General features: G+C 51.1%; 17 protein-coding genes. 2 read left to right on the forward strand and 15 right to left on the reverse strand.

Annotated features, from left to right (window positions below):
- Positions 1-237 precede the first annotated feature (237 nt).
- From Q3F21_RS02825 to speE, 6 genes are all read right to left on the reverse strand, one after another.
- Positions 238-1,683, reverse strand: coding sequence for a sigma-54 interaction domain-containing protein (locus Q3F21_RS02825; protein WP_340249944.1), 1,446 nt, complete (start codon positions 1,681-1,683; stop codon positions 238-240).
- A gap of 64 nt (positions 1,684-1,747) precedes the next feature.
- Positions 1,748-2,140, reverse strand: a complete 393-nt coding sequence (locus Q3F21_RS02830; protein ID WP_340249945.1) for a hypothetical protein — start codon at positions 2,138-2,140, stop codon at positions 1,748-1,750.
- Between the two features lie 107 nt (positions 2,141-2,247).
- Positions 2,248-2,661, reverse strand: coding sequence for a DUF1934 domain-containing protein (locus Q3F21_RS02835; protein WP_340249946.1), 414 nt, complete (start codon positions 2,659-2,661; stop codon positions 2,248-2,250).
- 47 nt (positions 2,662-2,708) lie between these two features.
- On the reverse strand, positions 2,709-3,959 hold the full coding sequence (locus Q3F21_RS02840) for an MFS transporter (protein WP_340249947.1): 1,251 nt from the start codon (positions 3,957-3,959) through the stop codon (positions 2,709-2,711).
- A 530-nt stretch (positions 3,960-4,489) separates the two neighbouring features.
- A complete protein-coding gene (gene speB / locus Q3F21_RS02845) occupies positions 4,490-5,362 on the reverse strand; it encodes an agmatinase (protein ID WP_340249949.1) in 873 nt (290 codons plus the stop codon).
- Positions 5,363-5,379: 17 nt separating this feature from the next.
- Positions 5,380-6,213: a polyamine aminopropyltransferase gene (speE, locus tag Q3F21_RS02850; RefSeq protein ID WP_340250088.1), complete on the reverse strand. Its 834-nt coding sequence runs from the start codon at positions 6,211-6,213 to the stop codon at positions 5,380-5,382.
- A gap of 303 nt (positions 6,214-6,516) precedes the next feature.
- On the opposite strand from speE, the gene Q3F21_RS02855 reads away from it, so the two are divergent.
- Complete coding sequence (locus Q3F21_RS02855) at positions 6,517-8,568, forward strand: PBP1A family penicillin-binding protein (RefSeq protein WP_340249951.1); 2,052 nt, start codon at positions 6,517-6,519, stop codon at positions 8,566-8,568.
- A gap of 176 nt (positions 8,569-8,744) precedes the next feature.
- On the opposite strand, the gene Q3F21_RS02860 is transcribed toward Q3F21_RS02855, so the two are convergent.
- Together Q3F21_RS02860 and Q3F21_RS02865 are read right to left on the reverse strand one after the other, a co-directional pair.
- A complete protein-coding gene (locus tag Q3F21_RS02860) occupies positions 8,745-9,023 on the reverse strand; it encodes a hypothetical protein (RefSeq protein ID WP_340249953.1) in 279 nt (92 codons plus the stop codon).
- Between the two features lie 246 nt (positions 9,024-9,269).
- Positions 9,270-9,767 carry a YwhD family protein gene (locus Q3F21_RS02865; protein WP_340249954.1) on the reverse strand — a complete coding sequence of 166 codons (498 nt, stop codon included), beginning with the start codon at positions 9,765-9,767 and terminating at the stop codon, positions 9,270-9,272.
- A gap of 184 nt (positions 9,768-9,951) precedes the next feature.
- On the opposite strand from Q3F21_RS02865, the gene Q3F21_RS02870 reads away from it, so the two are divergent.
- Entirely contained in the window at positions 9,952-10,251 is a 300-nt protein-coding gene (locus Q3F21_RS02870; protein ID WP_340249955.1) for a hypothetical protein, read from the forward strand.
- A gap of 98 nt (positions 10,252-10,349) precedes the next feature.
- Here Q3F21_RS02870 and Q3F21_RS02875 read toward each other — a convergent pair whose 3' ends face one another.
- From Q3F21_RS02875 to Q3F21_RS02905, 7 genes are all read right to left on the reverse strand, one after another.
- Entirely contained in the window at positions 10,350-10,664 is a 315-nt protein-coding gene (locus tag Q3F21_RS02875; protein ID WP_340249956.1) for a hypothetical protein, read from the reverse strand.
- 33 nt (positions 10,665-10,697) lie between these two features.
- Positions 10,698-13,310, reverse strand: a complete 2,613-nt coding sequence (locus Q3F21_RS02880) for a lipase/acyltransferase domain-containing protein (RefSeq protein WP_340249957.1) — start codon at positions 13,308-13,310, stop codon at positions 10,698-10,700.
- 76 nt (positions 13,311-13,386) lie between these two features.
- Complete coding sequence (locus Q3F21_RS02885; RefSeq protein WP_340249958.1) at positions 13,387-17,205, reverse strand: ABC transporter permease; 3,819 nt, start codon at positions 17,203-17,205, stop codon at positions 13,387-13,389.
- Positions 17,206-17,410: 205 nt separating this feature from the next.
- Entirely contained in the window at positions 17,411-18,304 is an 894-nt protein-coding gene (locus Q3F21_RS02890; protein WP_340249959.1) for an S-layer homology domain-containing protein, read from the reverse strand.
- Positions 18,305-18,517: 213 nt separating this feature from the next.
- Complete coding sequence (locus Q3F21_RS02895; protein ID WP_340249960.1) at positions 18,518-18,916, reverse strand: thioredoxin family protein; 399 nt, start codon at positions 18,914-18,916, stop codon at positions 18,518-18,520.
- A 234-nt stretch (positions 18,917-19,150) separates the two neighbouring features.
- Positions 19,151-19,675, reverse strand: a complete 525-nt coding sequence (locus tag Q3F21_RS02900; RefSeq protein WP_340249961.1) for a YwgA family protein — start codon at positions 19,673-19,675, stop codon at positions 19,151-19,153.
- On the reverse strand, positions 19,668-20,963 hold the full coding sequence (locus Q3F21_RS02905; RefSeq protein WP_340249962.1) for an HD domain-containing protein: 1,296 nt from the start codon (positions 20,961-20,963) through the stop codon (positions 19,668-19,670). The genes Q3F21_RS02900 and Q3F21_RS02905 overlap by 8 nt, the downstream gene beginning before the upstream one ends.
- Positions 20,964-20,990 lie beyond the last annotated feature (27 nt).

Raw genomic sequence — 20,990 nt, forward strand, 5'->3', positions numbered from 1 at the left:
TCGATCACACGTGTTTCGCTCGACAGGAAAGAGATGCAACACTCGTGCCAATCAAATCAAAAGATTCGGAAAATATGAAATACGCCCTGGTATTGGACAAGAAACATGCGCTAGCCAATGCATTGCTGACGCTAATCAGACCTTTTCTTTGATATCCAAACGGCATGTACAGGTCAGCAGCCATTTTCAAGCCATTTTATTGATTTCAACTGCCGAAAATTCGGCACAAAGACCATTCTACTGATTCGTCCCGCTTCGTTGGGACAGTTTGTACTGCAGCGTTTGACGCGGAATCCCGAGCAGCTTGGCTGCCCGCAGAACGTTCCCCTCCGTCTCCCGCATCGCCTGCCCGATCATTTGCTCTTCCACGTCGCGGAGCACCTCTGGCAGGGAAAGTTGGCCGTTTATAGGCACTAGGCCCATGCTTCCGGTACTTTTTTCGCCGTGGAGAAGTGCGGCCCCGGACATCCTTTCGAGAAGATGGGGCGGCAGATGCTCCGCTTCGATCACGTAACCTTCCACCATGTTCATCGCCGCTTCGATCACATGCTCCAGCTCGCGCACATTCCCGGGCCAGTCGTATCCGGAAAACAGGGTGGATACTTCTTCGCTTATTCCCTGCACCCGCATCTGAAACTTCTGATTGTATTTCGCCAGAAAATGACGGACGAGAAGGGGGACATCCTCTCTACGCTCACGGAGCGGCGGCAGTTCGAATGACACGACATTGATCCGGTAATACAGGTCCGTCCGCATCGCTCCCTTGCCAACGAGCGCCAGCGGAGGCTCATTCACTGCCGCAATGACTCTCGCATCTACCCGGGTTGAATGGCTGCTGCCGATCCTGCGAATCTCCCCGTCCTGCAACGCGCGCAGCAGCTTCGCCTGCAAATCGAGCGGCATGCTGTTCAGCTCATCCAGAAACAGCGTTCCTCCGTCAGCCAGCTCAAACAGTCCCGGTCTGTCGTCTGCCCCGGTAAAGCTGCCTTTCGTCGTCCCGAAGAGGAGGCTCTCCAGCAGCGTGGCTGGCAGCGCGGCACAGTTTTGGGCGATAAACGGCTTGCCGCTCCGTGCAGACGCCTGATGAATCGACTGCACGAACAGCTCCTTCCCTGTCCCTGTCTCGCCATAGATCAGCACGGGGGACGAGGTTCTCGCCGCGCGCCTGGCCCGGTCGATCAGCTGCTTCATCCGCTCGTTGCAGGTGAGAATGTCGGCGAAATGAAAGGAGAGCCCGTCTCCAGTGCCATTTTGAACCCGCTTTGCCTTTTTCGACTTGTTGATTTTTGCCTGGAGGTCGAGCAATTTTTCCGAAAGCTCCTTGAGCTTCCCGATATCCTTGGCAACCTCCACCGCCCCCACCAGACGCTTTCCTACCCGGACCGGGAGCGTTGTGTTGATCGTCTCCACTCTCACGCCCCGCCAGTTGGTGTACGCCTGAGGCTTGTTGAAAATCGGCTCCCCGTTTGCAATCACCGTCAGCAGCGTGCTGGAGTGCCGGTCGAGGGACGGAAAGACCTCAAGCAGCGGCTTGCCTAGCACCTCGTCTGGCGTCAGCCCGTCCAGCTTTGCGGCGACGTGGTTGTAAAAAATCGAGATGCCATTGGCATCGACGACATGAATGCCTTCATCAATGGCGCCCAAAATGGCCTGGAGCATTTCTACCGTTTCCGACATTGGCATCCGTGCACATGCCTCCTTTCACACAAGTGCCAAAAAATCATCACTATGCCGAATATTCAGCACTTTATCGCTGTCGTTCGATCTGGGCGGCAACAAAAATCGTATAGAGCACATGTCCAATCGTCCAGATGATAAACGCGGCAAATGACATCGGTGTGCCGCTGAACAGACTGAAGGGCAGGTAGGCCACCGTAAACGCAAGTGCCCAGTACAGCAGAAATTTAATTGTAGCGCTCCGATCGCGGGGATAGAAATACGCCATGAAAAACACGACGACCACGCTGATCAAAAGGTGTATCAATAACTCCACGACGGATGGAAGACCGGCCATTCCCGGCACATAGCCGACATCGATCAACACGGCAAACGTGGATGTCCCGAACAATCCGTCGCACAAAGCCAGAAATGCTGCAAGAATCAGGCCGCCGATGAATCCGTTGACCAAGACAAAGGTCATTGCTGTTTCCTCCTCTGGCGCAAGCTATCCTTATTGTACAGGAAGAAAGACCGCTCATGAAAGGGCGGTCTTCGTCATCTGCGGCTGCCGATCAGGCGTCTTTTCCGTTACCAGCCTATTTGCAGGGCAATTTCGTGGTCCCCCGCATACTGCTCGTTCAACCAGAGCTGGTAGGAGATTTGGATGAGGGACGGTCGTCCATTCACATCGTTTCGCTTCAGCTTGTGCACATTTACTTCCATCGAGAATATCCCGTGCGGACTGCGGTACGTCGTGCGGTCCGTTACTCCCTTTTGAAACCGCTGCTTCGTCTGTATCGCTCCCTGCCTCAAGAGGGAGATGCTTTCCTGTGAAAATTTCCAGACGGTGCTGACTTCTCCGGCACCCTCCAGCTGTTCTTTATAGGTAAGGTACCAGTCGCTTCCTTTTTGCGTGCAGCGACCAGAATATTGATGGGTATCTTCTTGCCATTCGTCGTACAGTTTATGTCTGGATGTCAGTTCAACGCTCACTTCTTGCATGTGCAGACAAATCCTCGCTTTCCGGACAGCTTTTCCCTCGTCCCATTCTACGCTCCGCGCTCTTTTGTTGCAACCATCGCTTCCTCCTGCGGCAGCTTCAGCAGGTGGGGCATGGATGCGCCTACTCCAACCGCCGCCAGCAGCAGAAGTCCCGCGAGCACGAGGTAGCCGACGCCAGCTCCCGTACTGTCGATTATGAAGGTGAACAGCCCGATCAAGATTAGACGCATCGCCATCCCCGCGGAGTTGAAGAAGCTCATGACTCTGCCCATCACCTGTTTGGGCACTACATTCATGTAAAGCGTCTGGCGCACGAGCCGCACCGAGGCATTGCACCAGCCGAAGAATACGGAGGCGGCCACAAAACCCCACCCCTGATCAACGACCACCATCGCGACCGTTGCAATCGCAAACAGCAGGGTGTTCCCTACCATGGCTGACAGCTGACCCGCTTTTTTGACCATGACGGCGACAAGGAAGCCTGCCGCCACAGCGCCTATCGCATACGTCACTTCGCCCAGCGAAAAAATGTTCACTTCCGCCTTCAAGGACTGATTCACGTAGACAGGAGCAAGCAGGTTGCTGGCCATGACCGCAATAAACGGCATCATGGCAGAAAGGCCGAAGACGAGAAAGCCCCGGTTTGAGCGGATGTACTCCCAGCTTTGGTACAGCTGGCCGGCCCAGGAAACGCCGCTGTTCTTCTTCGCCTCTGACTCCAGGGTGAAGGTATAGGACATCGTCGACATCAGCAGGTAGGCGATCAAATAGGTGAGTGCGTTAATCAGCAGGACGATGTGAAGGCCGAACAGGTTCAGCAAAAACCCGGCGAAGGCGCCAGCCAGGACGGTAGCCGTCTGCCCCTCCACCTCCAGCAGGCTGTTGATGTCGTTGTAGTGTCTGGGCGGAAAGCTTTCCTGCACGAGCGCCGCCTGCGCGGGATAGTGAATTTGATACATCAGGGTTGTCACCAGATAGACGGTGATCAGCATCCACTCTGCATAGGGGCCGAAAAATCCCCAAAGTGCGAGGATGCCCAGGACGGCAAAACCGATGGCGTGCTCTGCCAGCATCATCCGTTTTCGGGACAGCCGATCGATCAACGTGCCGATATACGGGCCGACAAAGAACATGAGTACAGCGGATGTGAACATGGTCGTGCCCAGCAGCTCGGCGGAACCGGTGGATTCGACCAGGTACCAGGCGATTCCGATCATGGTCATTCCTTGGCCAAATCCGGAAAACAGATTGGAAAAGAACAGTTTTTTGAATTCCCGGTTGCTGAATACCTCTTTCATGGCTGAACAGCCCCTTTTTTTCTTCGATCCTCTTTTTTATCATAATAGCTAGAATATTCTATTTTGTAAATAAAAATGTTTATTATGTGGACTGGTTTTGCTGAAAAGATTCTTTATTCCGGCTTTGGGGGAGGAGATGAAAGAGGAGAAAAACGCTACAGGTTCGGTGGGACACCTGCTGGGGGTTTGACTGGACGACTTCATTCCAAAAGTGGAACCGCGTCCAAAAGCAGCTTTTTCAGGGAGCATCTCAGAGTTGGACGCTAAAGGCGTGTTCCACTTTTGGAACGAAGTCTTGGTTGGCGTCCCAAAGACCCTCGCGTTTTTCTCCTCTTTCATCTCTACAGCTGCTTCGTTTATTAGGACTATTTTTCGCAAAACCACAGAAGAAGGGCATTGGTTCCTTACGTTTTATAATCAAACTGATAATCGAAAACGCCTCCGGCAAAAAACCGAAGGCGTCTCTTTGTTGACATCATGGATGAACCACATCCATATGTTGTGGCTTTGTTGTGATTCGTAGCAAAACTTTATTTTACGAAGCCCAGAATCAATTCACGCACGATTTTGGATGCGACGATTTGGGTCATTTCGCTGTGGTCGTAGACCGGTGCTACCTCGACCAGGTCGCAGCCGATGACGTTGGCTCCGTTTTTGGCCATGTAGTGGATGGTGTCGAGCAGCTCGCGGGAGGTGATGCCGCCTGCTTCTGTCGTTCCGGTGCCCGGCGCATGGGCAGGGTCCAGCACGTCGATGTCGATGGTCAGGTAAATCGGGCGGTTGCCGATAGTTGGCAGCGCTTGTTTCACCGGCTCCAGGACATCGTATTTGTACAGGTGCATGTTTTCCTTGGCCCACTCGAATTCTTCCTTCATGCCGCTGCGGATGCCGAAGGAATAAACGTTTTTCCCGCCGATGAGGTCGCACGCCTTTTTGATCGGCGTGGAGTGGGAATACGGATAGCCCTCGTAGTGATCGCGCAGGTCGGTATGGGCGTCGAAATGGAAAATGACCAGATCGGACTTGTACTTTTCGTAAACGGCTTGAATCACCGGCCAGGAGACCAGGTGCTCGCCGCCGAGTCCAATCGGCATTTTGCCGTCTGCCAGCACTTTGCCGACAAACTCGCGAATCGCGTCGAGGCTTCCCTCTACATTTCCGAAAGGCAGCGGAATATCGCCCGCATCAAAGTACTTTACGTCTTCCAGCAGCCTGTCCAGGTACGGGCTGTACTCTTCGAGGCCGATGGAGACCTCGCGAATCCGGCCTGGGCCAAAACGGGAGCCCGGACGGAAGCTTACCGTCCAGTCCATCGGCATCCCGTAGATGACTGCCTGGCTTTCCTCGTAATTGGCGTGGCTGCGGATAAACACATTGCCCGAGTATGCTTCGTCAAAACGCATAAATTCCGCCTCCATCCTTAGTCGCGAGTCAGCTCAGCCACGAAGTTGGGCAGCTTGAAAACAGCGTGGTGAATCTCCGCATTGTAGTATTTGGTGCCCAGATCCTTGATCTTGCTTGCGTCCACTTCCAGCGGATCATGCTGTTTGGAGCCGATCGTAAAGCTCCACAGACCGGATGGATAAGTCGGGATGCTGCACGTATACAGACGGGTCACAGGGAAAATGGAGCTGATATCTTTAAATACACGCTTGATCAGGTCGCGGTTGAACCATGGGGACTCTGTCTGGGCCACCATGATGCCGTCCGGTTTCAACGCGTCGTAAATGCCTTGGTAAAAGCCTTTTTCAAACAAGCCTACTGCAGGGCCAACCGGTTCGGTCGAGTCGACCATAATGACGTCATATTCGCCCTTGTGGTCGTGAATGTGCTTGATCCCGTCAATTACTTGCACGTCGACACGCGGATTTCCGCTCAGTTCGCTGGCGATTTGCGGGAAATACTTTTTGCTTGATTCAATCACGCCGCCGTCGATTTCAGCCAACACGGCTTTTTCCACGGAAGGATGCTTGACGATTTCACGGATTGCTCCGCCGTCTCCTCCGCCTACGACCAGAACCTTTTTCGGGTTCGGGTGAGTATTGAGGGCAACATGAGAGATCATCTCGTGATAGACGAACTCATCCACGTCAGTAGTCATGACCATGCCGTCGAGGACCAGCATACGTCCGAATTGCTTCGTGTTAATGATATCCAGCTGTTGAAAATCGGTTTTTTCGCTGTATAAGGTCTCGGAAATTTTTGTCGTAATACCGTGATTTTCCGTTTGTTTTTCGGTGTACCACAGTTCCATGTTCATGATTATGTACCCTCCTTCTAATAACCGCATTGGTTGAAAAAAGCGACCAAAGCCGGGCCAGAGGCCGTTCCTGCCGTGATGGTCTGCGACAGAAGCGAATGTTTCATAATTCGTATCTGCCAAGAAAATTATAGTAGCTGGCCCCCAAAATGCAAGATATTTTTCAAAAACGTGATACGCAGGCCGAAAGCCAAGTTTATCCAGGTCTGTTTTTTCCCATACTAGACAGGAAAAACGATTCGTTCGTTTAGTATGCCCCGAAGAGCAAAATATTTTGGGAGGAAAGGACGAGATGTCATGGAAGTGACGCGGGAAGCTCCGCTGATACGATACCTTCGCTTGGCAAAGAAATTCGTAAAATTTCTCATACTCAGCCTATTGTGCTGCTCGTTTGCCGCCTTGATGCTCATTCTCTACCTCCGTTCGCAGCCGCTGCCGGAGGTGTTTATCAATCAGACCACCACGATTTACGCGGAAAACGGCGAAGTCCTCGATACGCTTCACCGCGGGCAGAACAGGATCGTCGTCCCGCTCAAGGAAATGGCCCCCTCGCTCGTCCAGGCTACGGTAGCCATCGAAGACCGCTCTTTTCACGATCATTACGGAATCGACTGGAAACGTCTGGCACGCGCTGCCTACGTGGATGTCATCCACATGGAAAAGGTGCAGGGGGCAAGCACGATCACACAGCAGCTGGCGCGAAACCTGTACTTGACGCTGGACAAGACCTGGGAAAGAAAAATCAAGGAGGCGCTCCTCGCCATCCAGCTCGAGCTCAATTACAGCAAAGACGAGATTCTGGAAATGTACATGAACCAGATTTACTACGGCCATTCCGCTTACGGCGCCCAGGCGGCGGCCCAGACGTATTTTGGCAAAAACGCCAAGGACCTGACGTTAGCCGAAAGCTCCATGCTGGCCGGGATTCCGAAAGGTCCTTCCTACTACTCGCCTTTTGTCGACTTTGAAAAGGCCAAGGCCCGGCAAAAACTGATCCTGCAGGCGATGCAGCGTTCCGGTTACATCACGGCGGAGCAGGCGGAGAAAGCTTACGCCGAACCGATCAGGCTGAAGGACCGGACCCGGGAAAAAGCCGTCGAACAAGCCCCTTACTTCCTCGATTACCTGGGAAGTCTCGTCAAAAACAGGTACGGAATCGATGAGGAAACCTTTAATCACGGAGGCTTAAAAATTTACACCACGCTTGATCCCGCCATGCAGAAAAAAGCGGAGGAAATCATCGCCGCCACCTTGCCCAAGGACAACCCGGACTTGCAGGTAGGCCTTGTGGCCATGGATCCGAAAAACGGCCATGTGAAAGCAATGGTCGGCGGAAGAGATTATCAAAAAAGCCAGTACAATCGTGTGCTTGGGCAGCGTCAGCCAGGCTCTTCCTTTAAACCGATCCTCTATCTGGCTGCCCTGCAAAACGGGTTCACGCCGCTGACGATGATGAAAAGCGAACCGACCGTTTTCACCTACGACCGGGTCAAGCAGTATATCCCCCGCAATTTCGGGGAGCGCTACGCCCATGACTTTATCAGCATGAGGGAAGCCATCAAAACGTCTGACAATATTTACGCCGTCAAAACGATTGACCATCTGACAGCGCAAAAGGTGGTCGAGCAGGCAAAAAGCCTGGGTATTACCAGCCCCCTTCAGGCTGTTCCCTCGCTCGCTTTAGGCACCTCACTGGTGTCGCCTTTCGAGCTGAACGCGGCATACGCGACATTTGCCAACAGAGGGGAATATGTAAAGCCGATTGCGATTACACGCATCGAAGACAGTCAAGGAAACATCATCGCGGAAGAAAAAACGGAGAAAACCCAGGTTGCTGATCCAGTAGCCTCCGCCCTGCTTGCCAACATGATGCAAAGCGTTTTTGAACGGGGCGGTACCGGTTACCGCGTCGCCACTATTCTCAATCGGCCGGTAGCGGGAAAGACAGGCTCGACCGATTATGACGCGTGGTTGAGCGGATTTACTCCGCAGCTGGTCAGCACAGTCTGGGTAGGGTACGACCAGAATCGCAAGGTAGATGATGTGAAGGAAGGCTACCTCTCCAAAAAGATCTGGGCCGAATTTATGGAAAAAGCGCTGCAGGACCAACCGCCGGCACTGTTCGAAATGCCGGCCGGGGTCGTCTCCGTCTACATTGATCCGGGGTCAGGCAAATTGGCTACAGAGCATTGTCCCGACCCGCAGCTTTATTACTTTGCCAAAGGGACGGAGCCGCAAGAGTTTTGTACGGACCACCTTCCGCCAAACGAGTCGCCTACCCCGCTCCCCCCTCCCGATTCCCCTTCCTTCTGGCAGCGAATGGGGAGTTGGTGGAGTCCGTCGCAATGACGACGCACAAAACCGTTTTTCAGGGAAAAGGGCCAAGCCTCATGCAGAATATATCTGCGAGGGTTTGGCCCTTTTTGTACAGATGTTTCTTGTACAACTGTTTCTTGTACAACTAACTGTTTCTTGCACAACTGCTTTTTTTAGAGCTTGCTGGACCGTTGGCTTTGTATAGATGCTTACTGCATCGTTGGCCGGTCGGCTTCGCCTGGTCGGGTCGTCTGTTCGCCGCCACCTACCACGCCGTTTCCATCCGTAAACAGATGGTCGTTGTAAATGGTGATCATTCCGGCTTTTTCGAGTTGATCCAGTACCTCAAACAGGCTCTCCCGTTTACCGGCCGGCAATCGACCGATAAAGGTATTGATCTGCTGAGGAGAAACATGCGAGCGAAAATGGACGCCGCCATGTCGTACAAAGTGATCGTGCTCACCTTGTGTCCGGGTATGATCGGTCAACCGAAACGCCCCCTTGCTTCGACAATTTGGCCGTGCGTCATTAGTCTGTTACAATTGTCCCACGCAAATGCCCTGTAAATATTGTGTGGGCGCTTTCAAAAAGACAAACAGGGAAAGAGTGACGGCTCTCTCCCTGTTTGCTAACCTAGTGTACATGTATACAGCTATGAAATTAAGTTTACCTGACTTCAATATTACTAACAATTGATTTCCTCATTTGTTCACATACCGTTCAAGATTTCCAACTCAGGCCAATCCTTCCTGCAATTCAGCGGAAGAATTTTTCCACATTTGTTCATTGTTCTCGATCAGCAGCTTTTTCAATGCCGCTTTTTCCTTCTCGTTCAATTCCGATACCATAATCCGCCGTTTCATGGAATAGTCCATCCGGTTCACGTGGTCAGCCAGGATTTTGTAGCCGCGGCGAGCTTCCCGATCAATTTCCATATAGCATGCCGTTACACCAGCGTAATACGGACCTGCTTCGTTGCGGTCCACCGTCACCCATACGACCCAATAAGGCTTTCCGTTCGGAACCTCTTCCTTGTTGGCAGTCCATTTGATGCCTTTTTCAACGACGCTTTTGGCATGGAGCGCTCCCATGTCGATGTAAGCTTCATCCCCGTCGATAATTACTGACGATACCGCTGACAAATCAAGTACGCCCTGGCCGTAGCCGCCGTGCACATCGGTCTTGCCGCTGACGATCGTGAATCCGCCCTTTTTGCTGTCAAAAACATCCATTGCGTAACACCTCTTTTGCTCTCAGACTCTTGAGGATATTCTACCCTGAAACCACGCTGCGCGCAATTTGTCCGCTTGCCCTGCTTTGCTGCCAGCACGTGCCGAGGATGAATGAGGTGTTCATACATAGTACTCGTGAGGGACACAATAAGCTTATTCATCTTGCTCGAAGGAGAATGCCGCGATGACGGATGTAAACCATACTCATTCCCACGATAGCCCGAGAGAACGCGACATTGAATTGAATAGACAGCGCCAGCTTCAGGAGCCTTATCCTGCTGCGGCAAAGGCAGTAGATCAGATTGTTGCCGAAAAACGCGCTGAATCTCCTCCTGTTTCAGGCACTTCAGGAGCTTCGGAAGAACTTAGGGGAGAGGGCGACGGGCTGGAAACGGACATTCCCTCCAATTACCAAGCGAGCTTTGGCCGACTGCCAAAAAGCCTTTCCAGTTTTTCCATGAAAAGAGATCCGGGGAGGCTGTAACCTCGCGGATGGGAATTCCGAACAACAGGCTGCCGGAAAGGCGGCCTGGCTTGTCCTTTTCTTGCTTGTCCTTCTCTGGTTATGCCTCTTTTGTTCTCTTATTTATTAGCTTCTGGGTGATTGCGGAGCGACTTCACTATTTTTTGGACCAGCCAAATCAACAGCTGTACGTTCCAGGCGGTGTTGAGAGCCATCAGAAGGCTAAATTCCCATCCAAAAACAATCAACCCTGTTTCGGGAAGAACCATTTCGTAAAGCAAAAACGAAAGCGGTACGGTCACCAACATGTTCATATACGCTCTCGTTTTGAAAATCATCGTCAAAAAAACGCAAATGGCGAGCAATAACAGCGGTATTCCCGTTGACCAGGCCATAATAATCGGCATCAAGACGAGGTACATCATCAAGCTCATTTCCATTCTCTCCTTAAGCTTTGCCCCATGTTTTTATGTTCCACGCTTAAAGGCATCCTCGTCGTTTTTCGCGTCTTCTTCCTGTTCAAACTCTTCATTCTCTTTTTTATCAGGAAAATGTCCATCCTCTTCTGACGAGTATTTGTCTATCAAGAAGGGAGAAATGTGCTCGCCGTTGCTCAATTGCACACGATCTGCGAAAACAAGCGGTTCCAGATCAAGCACATCAATCACAACGACATTTCCGTGATACTCTACGCGAAGGTTCTCCCAGTCTTCTTTTTTATCCGCAGAGATTGTCATGGTCTGTCCCGACTTCGTAAAGGCAATCTCCGGAAACTGTCCATCCTCGCGAGAGATAATATAATACAAATATTCCGGCTTCTGAGGCGTTTTTCTCAGACCGTTCTGAATTTTATCTACTCCTTTTAACAACTGGATGACTTGTTCGATCACGAACGGGTTTTTCGGCAGAGCGGCATGTGCCGCTGCTGCGTAATACTTTTTTGTGATATCGCTCTGGCTATATTCGGCGCTTGCATATGGCACGGTCCCATCTCCTTTCCCACTGTCAAAAAAAGGCGTTAACATATCTCTGCCTGTATGGTATTCATAGCCGAGCAAAGTCTTTTGTCCGGTTCCGATAATCGAGTACTGCTGAACCCTCAAGGTCTTTTTGTCCCATTTATTGTGAAGTGCCTCCGCCTGGCGAACCAATGGGGTATAGGCAATCCTGACCCGGCTGTCAGTCACCATATCTTGGTATTGAAAGCTATAGACAGGGTCTCTTTTTAAAACGGTCGCCTTGTCAAAGTAAGTCGGCGACGGCAGCAGCTCATAAACGGCAGGAGCGTATTCCGCAATCACCTTCCCAGTCCCTTCATGGAGCAATGGCACCCCAAAGTCATATCCAAATTGAATGGCTTGATACGCACGAGGCGAGCCCAAAAAAGGCGTGCCCATGTAAATGATTCGTTTTACCTTGGGCTGGTAGGATACATTCGAAAGCAGGGTTTCTCTTGTCAACAGGCCTCCCATGCTGTGGGCGACCAATTGAACCTGTCTCGCCCCCGTTGTATTCAAAGCCTCGTCGATTTTTTCTTTCAAATACTTGGCATTGTCCTTGTTGCTGTAGCGCCAATCATAGGGCATGGCAAACATGGTGGAGTTTTTTTCGTATCCTTCCGATTCCAGTCGCTTGACCATGCTTGCGTACTGCTCAGCCTCATGCTTCACTTTATCGAGAGGCAAGTAGGACAAATATTCGATAGCGCGAAAGCCCCCGTCTTCTTTCTCCGGGTAAATCGCAAATCCTCGGTTTAGAGACTCTACCTCCACGCTGTTTTTCGCCACTGGCTTCAAGGCAAGAAATCGGCGGTGGCGCGGATCGCGAATTCCAAGTGCGATATTGCTCAAGTCGAGCCAAGCTTCAGAGGTTACTCTCTTTTCTTCTGCTTGCAGCCTTGATCCGCCGATCCCGGGAATCAGAATGACGGGAATCGTACTGCTGGTCACTTGCAACCGGTAGGAGTGATTCTTGAAACCGGAAGTGCGGCTCGCAGAGACCTTTACATAGTACGTGCCGGGGTCGCCGTTATAGACGATTTCCTCGTCCTTGTTCTTCGGTCTGTCTGAAAATGCGACCTGCTTGTTATCGCTGTCATACAGGTACAAGTCGAGATCCATACCCTCGGGGATATCCCAAAGCTTAGCCACAATGGTTGAAGCCAGGCCTACCGTAATCTTGTAATAGTCAACGTCACTGGGATCATGAAGATTGGCGATAATCTCGCCCTCATCTACAGGATGGGCCTCTTTTATGGTGTTATTTGGCTCGTACTCGTCCGGCTTGCCTTCCCGGCCGTTGTGAAAATCGGCCCGCAGCAGGTAGTAATTCGATCGGTCAAAGGAATCATTATTCCCCTTAATTTGCACGTAATACCATTTGTTTTTCTCCACAGCGATCTCTTCGACCTTTTGATCGGCCTGACCCGGTTTGGTGGAGCTTCCGATCTCTCTTTTCTCATCATCAAAGACGTACAAATGATAGTTGGCCTGATCTGGCACCTGACCCAATGAAAACGTAAGCGTTCCGTCACTGGCAGGCCTGATCTTCCACGTGTCTATGTCTCCGCTCTTCTGGATTCGCCCATGGGCGTTTTTGCCCGCAAACATCCAGTCCGCTTTGGCAAAAGTATCGTTTGGTTCCACCTCAAAGGTAGCGGGCATTTTCCGCAATGCGGATTCACCCGGTTTTTTCTTTCCCGCAAAACGGCGTTGGAAGTCTCGATCCGCCTTCTCCAATTCCGACTGATCATGCGGTTCCTCCCCGTCCCCTTCTCCCTCTTCCGGATTTGCCGGCTCTACAGGCATGTCAGCTTCCTCAGGTTCATCCGTCTTGTCCGTTTCAACAGCCTCTTCCGGCAGTTCCGCTGTTTGGGGCGTCCCGTATCCGGCTTGCCCCGGCCCTGACTCAACGCTGTCGCTCTCCCGCGGCGGATAAGCCAGGGCAGAACCTTTGGCTGTCCCGGTCTCTTCCTTTCGGTCAGCGGCTTGCTTTTCATAGGCTATTCCCGCTGGAACAATGCCGAAAAGCAAAAGGACAAACACGACCAAAACGCTGGTGATCCTGATTCGCTTCTTCACATAAAAACCCCCTAGCTTGTTCTTCTTCCACCGTAGAAAAAGACAGATAGGGGGTGCAAATATATTTAACTTGCCGCTATCTGGTAGTGTGATTGCGGATTCCCTGGCGCTCCCAGGCATTTGCTGTCACGGCAAACGGCACACGGTAATCAGCCGGCTCATGGCCTTGACCATTCTGCTTGCTTGGGAACGCAAACCCCTTCGCGACACCGAAGCGGAACTGCACGGAGAAATAAACGGCATAAGCGGCATCCTTTTTGAATCCCTTTTGCTTGTCTCCCATCAAGGGAGTATCCACGCCCATTTCCCGCACTCCCAATTTGGGCACGGAATAGGAGGGCCCTTGCCATAAAATCGGCGTTGTCTTGTTCAGCGAAAGGGTCGATTGAAGTGTCGTGTTCCTAAGCCCTGTCTCGGAGATCCAGGATTTCGCCGCCGTGATGTCGGGATACAGTCCGCTGACTGGATGGCGATGGCGAGGCTCCAGGATGACATGGGTCAGCATTCGTTCGCCGGCGTAAAAGTCATCCGGTTTATTCGCTGGATAGCGGTCGCGCGCGGTGTATTCCTGCCAATCGCTTGTGTGACGGAGCACTCCTTTGGCGTTCGGTTCAAACACGCCAAATTGACGCTCGCCGCCTTTTACCGTTATGGTGTAGCGTCCTGTCATGGCTTGATTTACGGTGCTGGACCTGCAGGTTTCCTCACCTTCCGCTCCCTTGCTTTTTGAACAAATGTCGTATGAGAGAATAAACTGGACATTGTAATCCATCGTGATCACGAAGCTGTTGATTTCCGCTTTGTACTTCATCGCGTTCAGCACCTGTCTCCAGGTCGTTTCTGTCGAAACGATCGTGCCCGCGTACGTATAGTCCCCGCCCATTGACGAGCTGCTCACCTTCCATTCCTGCGGCGTACCGGGACCGGATACTTTGAGATCGAGCATCGCCGGATTGTACACCGCCAGGCTTTTTGCGTCGGCGATGTACTCAGGACTGACACTCACGCTGGCGTTCTTGATCCCCTCGCCGCTGGCCGCCTGCAGCAGCTGCGACTTGTATGTGGCGATATTTTGGTTGATTTCCCGTTTCACTTGATCAAACCCTTGATTGATCTTCGTTTGGTCGATAACGACGCGAATCTTTGTCGGCTCCCTCTCCCAGACCCCATCCACATGGACCTCAAGATTTTGCAGCTCGCGTCCATTGCTGTCAAAGATATGGAGTCCGATTTCACCGCCGTCAAAGTCTCCGCCTCCAACTGGCGGTGGCGGTATCTCCGGTTCCTTTGGTTCATCTGGATCGTCGGGATCACCCGGTTCCCCTATAACCCTAACGGGCCACTGAGCGCGGTTATCCGGCCAGACCGTTTCGTTTTCCGGCTTGTCTCTATCCGGATTGATATTGGCGATAAAATACTGCGATTTTTGCGGGTATTTGGTTGGAACGGTAATCTTGCGCACCTCTCCGGGTTTGAACTTGTTCACGTCAAGCATCGTGGCTTTGTCCGAGCTTTCCCAACGGACGGCCAGCTTCGTGTCATGTTCCAGCTTCCCGGCATTTTTTACATCAAAGGTAATCGTTGCTTCGGTTCCCGGTTCCTGCGGATCTCCAGGGGTGATGGCAAAGCTGCTCTTGATGATGAAAAGGTTCTCCCCTTCTGGCTTCGGTACACCGGTTCCTTCGCCGATCTGCACAAAGAAAAAGCCGTCGCAATCCGCTACTGTACGGTCCTGGGCGAAAAATTCGACCTTGTAAAATCCGGGAAGAGGGAAATAATGATCCGTATCCGGGTCCATGGGGAAAATGATTGTCTGTTCGATTTTTGCGTGATTCGAATTGGGAAGCCATTTTCCATCGCGCTTTCTCTCCCAGGATTTATTTTTCGGATCGAAATAGTAGAGAATAAAGTCGATTTTATCCTCAGCTCGGAGTGTGAAAGCGTGCCACGGGTCAACCCATTGTTCGGGCTTCATCTCTATTGTTTCGCCTCGTCCGACTGGCTTGCTCCAGACGGTATTATCATCGTATTTTCCGCCCGTTATCTTCGCTGTCAGAATATAGCATCGTCTGTCGGACAAGATCGGGAAGGTCATTTCCACGACACAATCCCTATCTGAGATAAAGACCAGCGTGACCTCATCCCCTGCGTCAATCGTTTCCGGCAAAATCAACCGAAACCTTTCATTTGTCTGCAGCTTTCCAGACAGCGGCTTGTTGCTGTCCCCATCCTTTATAAACCAGGAGCCGGCGACATCGGCGGAAAGATCTGTATGGGTATCGTACCCGTCTCCCGTAGCGGTCAGATTGGAGAAATACATGCTTTTCAAGCCGTTGTAGACACTCTCCCCTGCCGGCGGATAGACACTTGGAGGTTCGCCATAGGCTTTAAACCCGATTCTCTTTTGCTCGTCGATCGTACAACTCGTGTCCTTCACTTTGATCGTGACCGTCCATTCGCATTCCGGGCGCTTTTCAAAGTTTGTTCGTTTCAGTTCTAAGGAAAGCTTGTACGTCTTCCCGCGTTCAAGAGGAATGTCGTAGCTCCTGCCCGGACCTCTGTAAGGCAACGAAACATGGTTAGATATATATGGATGTATCCGGCCATCGTCTCCTTCGCCCAATGGGATTTCTTTCTCATTGCCATTTGGCGGCGTAACGATCCATGTGGTATGAAACGGTTGCGTATCACCGCCGCTGTCTTTGTATGTAGCGACAAAATTCAGCGATTCTCCGGGCATAACTTCAATGACCCCGTCTCTTGAAATCACATCTCCATTTACACGGACAATAGGGCAGCTGTCGTATTTGTCGTTTGAGGAAAAAGCTTGAAATTGCTTGTCCCAACATAAGGTGCCGTCGTCGCTTGCGTATGACACTTTAAAGGAGCCCGATGAAGGAGCGTACATGACGCCAACTTTCCTGTTGTTTCCGTAGCCTGATGGCATCGGAACGCCATTGTAGGTAAAGGTTCCGGGTTTCGACGCGGTGAAGACTACGCGAGCATCTTTTTCAACGCGTTCCGAATCCCCGCCGCTCGGAACACTCTGGCGTTCCGTATCGTTATTCTCTCCTTCGATGCGTATGTCCATGGTTGTTTTTTTGCAGCCTGTAGGCGGTGGCGGGTCTGGTTCTTTTCCTCCATCGCCATTACCCGGAGGCGGTAGAGGTTCACCAACAACAAAAGGTGCTGCATAAGCAACACCTTGTCCGTCTACTGCGGGAGCATTTTTCGTATTTCTTGCATGTGAATCTGTGAAAAGGATTCGTGCTTCATAGTTTCCAGCTTTAGTAGGCACCCATGTTTTCTGCGGGAAGGTTACAGATTGCCCGCTGCCATTTCCCGCTCCACTGATCGGGTAATCTGTAATCGCCTCATGAAATGCTTTTTCGGTCTGTCCAGTATCCAGATTGTAAATGTAGTAGTTTAAGACTTTTAGTCCGCGGTTGTAGATACTGTAGTCTTTTCCTTGGGCAGTTATCGTAACCGTTTGCCCGACTTCATATTTTGTCTTGTCGGTTTTGATGCTTCCATCGGGGCGCTGGGTTGTGGTGAAGCTGGTGACACCGACGTAGACTCCCTTCTCATGACTCTGGGCTTTACGGTAACTGTGTGGGTTTCCCCTCCCCCCGGACATTTCTGCGACTTTGGCAAGGAGGTATCCAGTATACTCCCGGCCTCCCCCTTCAGTTATGCTTCCACCATAAAGTCCGTTGCTGCTAGTCATGAAGGATGGGTTGCCGTTAAAGAGTCTCGCCCAGTCTCGTGCTTCGGCCAGATCGACAATCGGATATCCGTTATCGACTTTTGTCGATGCCTTTGAATAGTTGGCTACTTTGCCGGATCCGTTGGTAGCTCCGGAATACTGTACGTCTGCTATAGTTAGAGACATCATGTCGCTAAATCCAAAACCGTTAATCTCGCTCTCAACACTATCTTTGATACTATAGTGCTCGTCGATCCACCCAGCGGTTCTACCATAAGTATTTGGTGTATACGTTGTAGCCCCCACTGAAGGAGTGCAAAGAAAAATGTTAAACGCGTTTACAAAAACAGTAAGGGCTATTATCGCCCTATTACAGAACCTTTTTCTCATCTTTTCACCTTGTACTTACACGTTCAAATATAGGGAAATTTTGGTACCTATAGCGGACTAATGATTTAGACTCTCCCTTAAACTTGACCGTAAGTTCAGCAAATTCTATTTGACTTGAACTGAGTGAAAAATTTCCTGAATCTATCGTCTTTACATCCCTATTCTTAAATTGCACAGCAAGACGGGTATCATAGCCCTTGAGAGACGGTAAAGTTCCTCGGAAGGTTCCAGCGGAACTACTCAATGATTGATGAAATTGTGTAGCAATTATTTCTGCTTCCTGAATACCTAAGAATTCCCTGTGTAAAGAAAGTAGTGTAAGTGCCTGCTCCCCACGACTTAGAGTTCCAAGTGAGTCATAACGAGTTGTAGAAACAGCATTCGGGAGTTCCCCATTCTTTGCCTGAATCCAACCAGAATCTACGGCAGATGTAATGTAGTACTGAGGAACATGCCTGTGTAATCGAAACAAACTCTTCCAGGCATTGACCATCAATTTGCTAGCCTCCTCCCGATTCAAAACTTTATTCGGATCAGTCTCAACACCCTCAAGAATTCCATTTCGCTTTGCACGTTCATAGTAAACTTTCGCCCAATGATTAGAAGGTAATTCTTGAACAGGGTCACCTGAAGTTAACCCTTTGACATTCACTAACCCAGCAACCAAATCCGCCTGCGTTACCGGCTGATCAGGCCGGAAATTCCCATCCGGAAAAAGCCACATCAATTTATTTTTCACAACATAATCAATCGCTTCACGATGTGGGTGATTCTGGTAATCGGTTTGTTTGTCCGTTATTCGAGCAGCATGAACTGCTGGTATATACGCTTCCGTTCCTCCACCGATAGCCAAGACTATAACAACCGAACTGGTCAGAAATTTATAGAATCGACTCACGACGCATCCTCCTATTGCCATCTCCTCACATGACGGGGGTGCCGCATTCGTATACCTGAAATAGTCAGTGCTTATAAACATCCCGCAATCCTCGCATCTAAAGACCCGTTGGGCAATCGTTCTTTAAAAGCTCGTGAAGATAAGGCACTTCCCAAATTATTTATGTTTAATTTCTTCTCACCAATCCATTTAACCTCCCATTTGTGGGATAAATTACCTATAACCATTCACGCCCATTCGATTCCGAACAAACCGATCAAGCACCTCCCCAGAAACATCCCCCTCCAGCTTGTCCACTACCTGCCCATCCTTTACGATAAACACCGTAGGCGTCACCTCCGCGCCCAGCTTTTCCGCCTCATCCAGTTCTTTCGGATTATTGATGTCGAGCCTGTCTACTTTCCAATCCGTTATACTCTTTACAGCTTCATCGAACTTAGGGGCGAATGTCGTGCAGTATCCGCAGCTGTCGCTGTACACGTATACGATCCTCGGCTGCTCCGCTCCCATCGTGGCGGACATGAGCGCTGCCGCGAACATGCACCCGAGCACAAGGGGTATCCCCCACAGCCAGCGCCTTTTTTTCCCGTGCCGCTTGTATCCTGTCTTCATGAGAGTTCCTCCCGAACAAGCTTTTATCGTGTGCTGCCAACACTGTAATGGCGATATGCATTTGTCAAAGAACAGTGAGTCCATTATGCCGTTCTTTCCTGGGACAAAAAAAGCCGGCCATCTGACCGGCCGGCTCTCGAAAGCTTCAGCAGCAAGCGGCCAAACGCCGCTGTGCGAAAACAATCTTCTTTTATGAAAAACGGGATGATTGCATTTTTCTCCAACACAAAAAAACTATACCAATGGGGTACGATCGGCTCTCGTCAGCTCGCGCAGCTCCTCGATAAAAGCCAGCCCCTTTTGGATTTCCTCTTCCGTGTAGCGCTGTTTGCTTTTGAAAGCAAAAATCTTCGCTTTCATTTCTTCATAGGGAAGATGGTTGAAGTAAAGGATGGTCGAGACGAGCTCCAGAAAACGGGAGTTCTCCTCGTTCATCCGCCGGATGGCTTGTTCACCCACACCGAAATCGACTTCGTGAAAACGCAAAAAATCGCGCCCGGTTTCATTCAACGTGTACCGATACATGTGGATAGCGCCTTTGGTTTCGACCTGCTCGTCCAAAAGCCCCATGTTGCACAGCTCGTCCACCCGCAAGGTCAGCTCCTCCGAGTAAGGCCCGTACATGTGAAATTCAAACCGCTCATCAAAATCCATATCCAGATGTTTCGCTATGTACACCATCTTTTGCAGCTTTTTGCGACCGCTCACTTCGCCCACGGTCTCGATTAAACGTATGATTTTGGCGTGACGCCTAAGCATCCTCCATCACTCCCAGACGATCTCGTATCTTTCCGGAGAGCTCCTCCGGCAATGCCAATACCTTATCCATAGGAAAATACAGCTTGTAGTCAAACCGGCGTTTGCCGCTGATCGCCTGCACGATCTCCGACTTCTCCGACAGCTCGGTCAGCTCTCCCGAAGGCATCACCAGCATGATCGGAATGCGCTCCTCGTCTTCGCCAGCACGGTAAAAATCATACGGAAGATCGGATGTCGTGTCTACTTCCAAATAATAGTCCGGATCAATGTCCGCAGACTGGAACAGCTGTTTCAGGTCTGCCAGCAAGCGGAAATCTCTTGGGTTATATTCGACGTATTTAAACAGATTCCTGTCGAGAAAACGGGCGCATAAATCTTTCAGAACGGCGTCGTTTTCATTGCGCCAGAGCTGCATGTAAAAGAGAATGACCGACTCGTCCAAGGACAAGTAGTCCGCAAGCTGCACTTGCTCGGTTAAAAACGGCAGCAGAAGGGTCGGCTCCTGGCGGAAGGGGAACCCTTGCAAAAACAGCTCCTTTGCCCGCTGGAAAATTTTTCTGAGCACGACTTCCGCACTGCGCGTGACAGGATGGAAGTAAACCTGCCAGTACATCTGGTAGCGGGACATGATGTAGTCCTCGACGGCGTGCATGCCGCTGTACTTAAAGACGATGCCGTCTTCGCCCGGACGCATGACGCGGAGAATCCGCTCGATCTCGAAATTGCCGTAGTTCACGCCCGTGTAGTACGCGTCGCGCAGCAAATAGTCCATGCGGTCGGCGTCGATCTGGCTGGAAATCAGGCTGACGATCAGCTTGTTGTCGTAGGTTTTGGCGATGACCTCCGCCACCTGCTTCGGAAAATCCTCGCCCATGCGCTTCAGGATCCGGTTGATCTGGGTATCCCCCTGCAGGATCGCCCGTGTCCAATCCTCGTGATGATAACGGAATACTTTTTCAAAGGAATGGGAAAACGGCCCGTGCCCCACATCGTGGAGCAAGGCAGCGCACAGACAGAGCAGCTTTTCTTCATAGGACATGCGAATTCTTCCCTCGAACGTCTCCAGTATGCGGCGCATGATCTCATAGACGCCAAGGGAGTGGTTGAAGCGGCTGTGCTCGCCGCCATGAAACGTAAAAAAGCTCGTGCCCAATTGCCGGATGCGGCGCAAGCGCTGGAACTCGGCCGAATTGATCAAATCCCAGATCAGCTTGTCCCGTACGTGCACATAGCTATGCACCGGGTCTTTAAATACTTTTTCTTCATCTAAAAGCTGGGGCTGTTTCAATCTGACCACTCTCCCTTCCGGCTCCAC

Origin of the sequence: Brevibacillus borstelensis (assembly GCF_037834415.1) — a bacterium.
Classification (GTDB): Bacteria; Bacillota; Bacilli; order Brevibacillales; family Brevibacillaceae; genus Brevibacillus; species Brevibacillus borstelensis_A.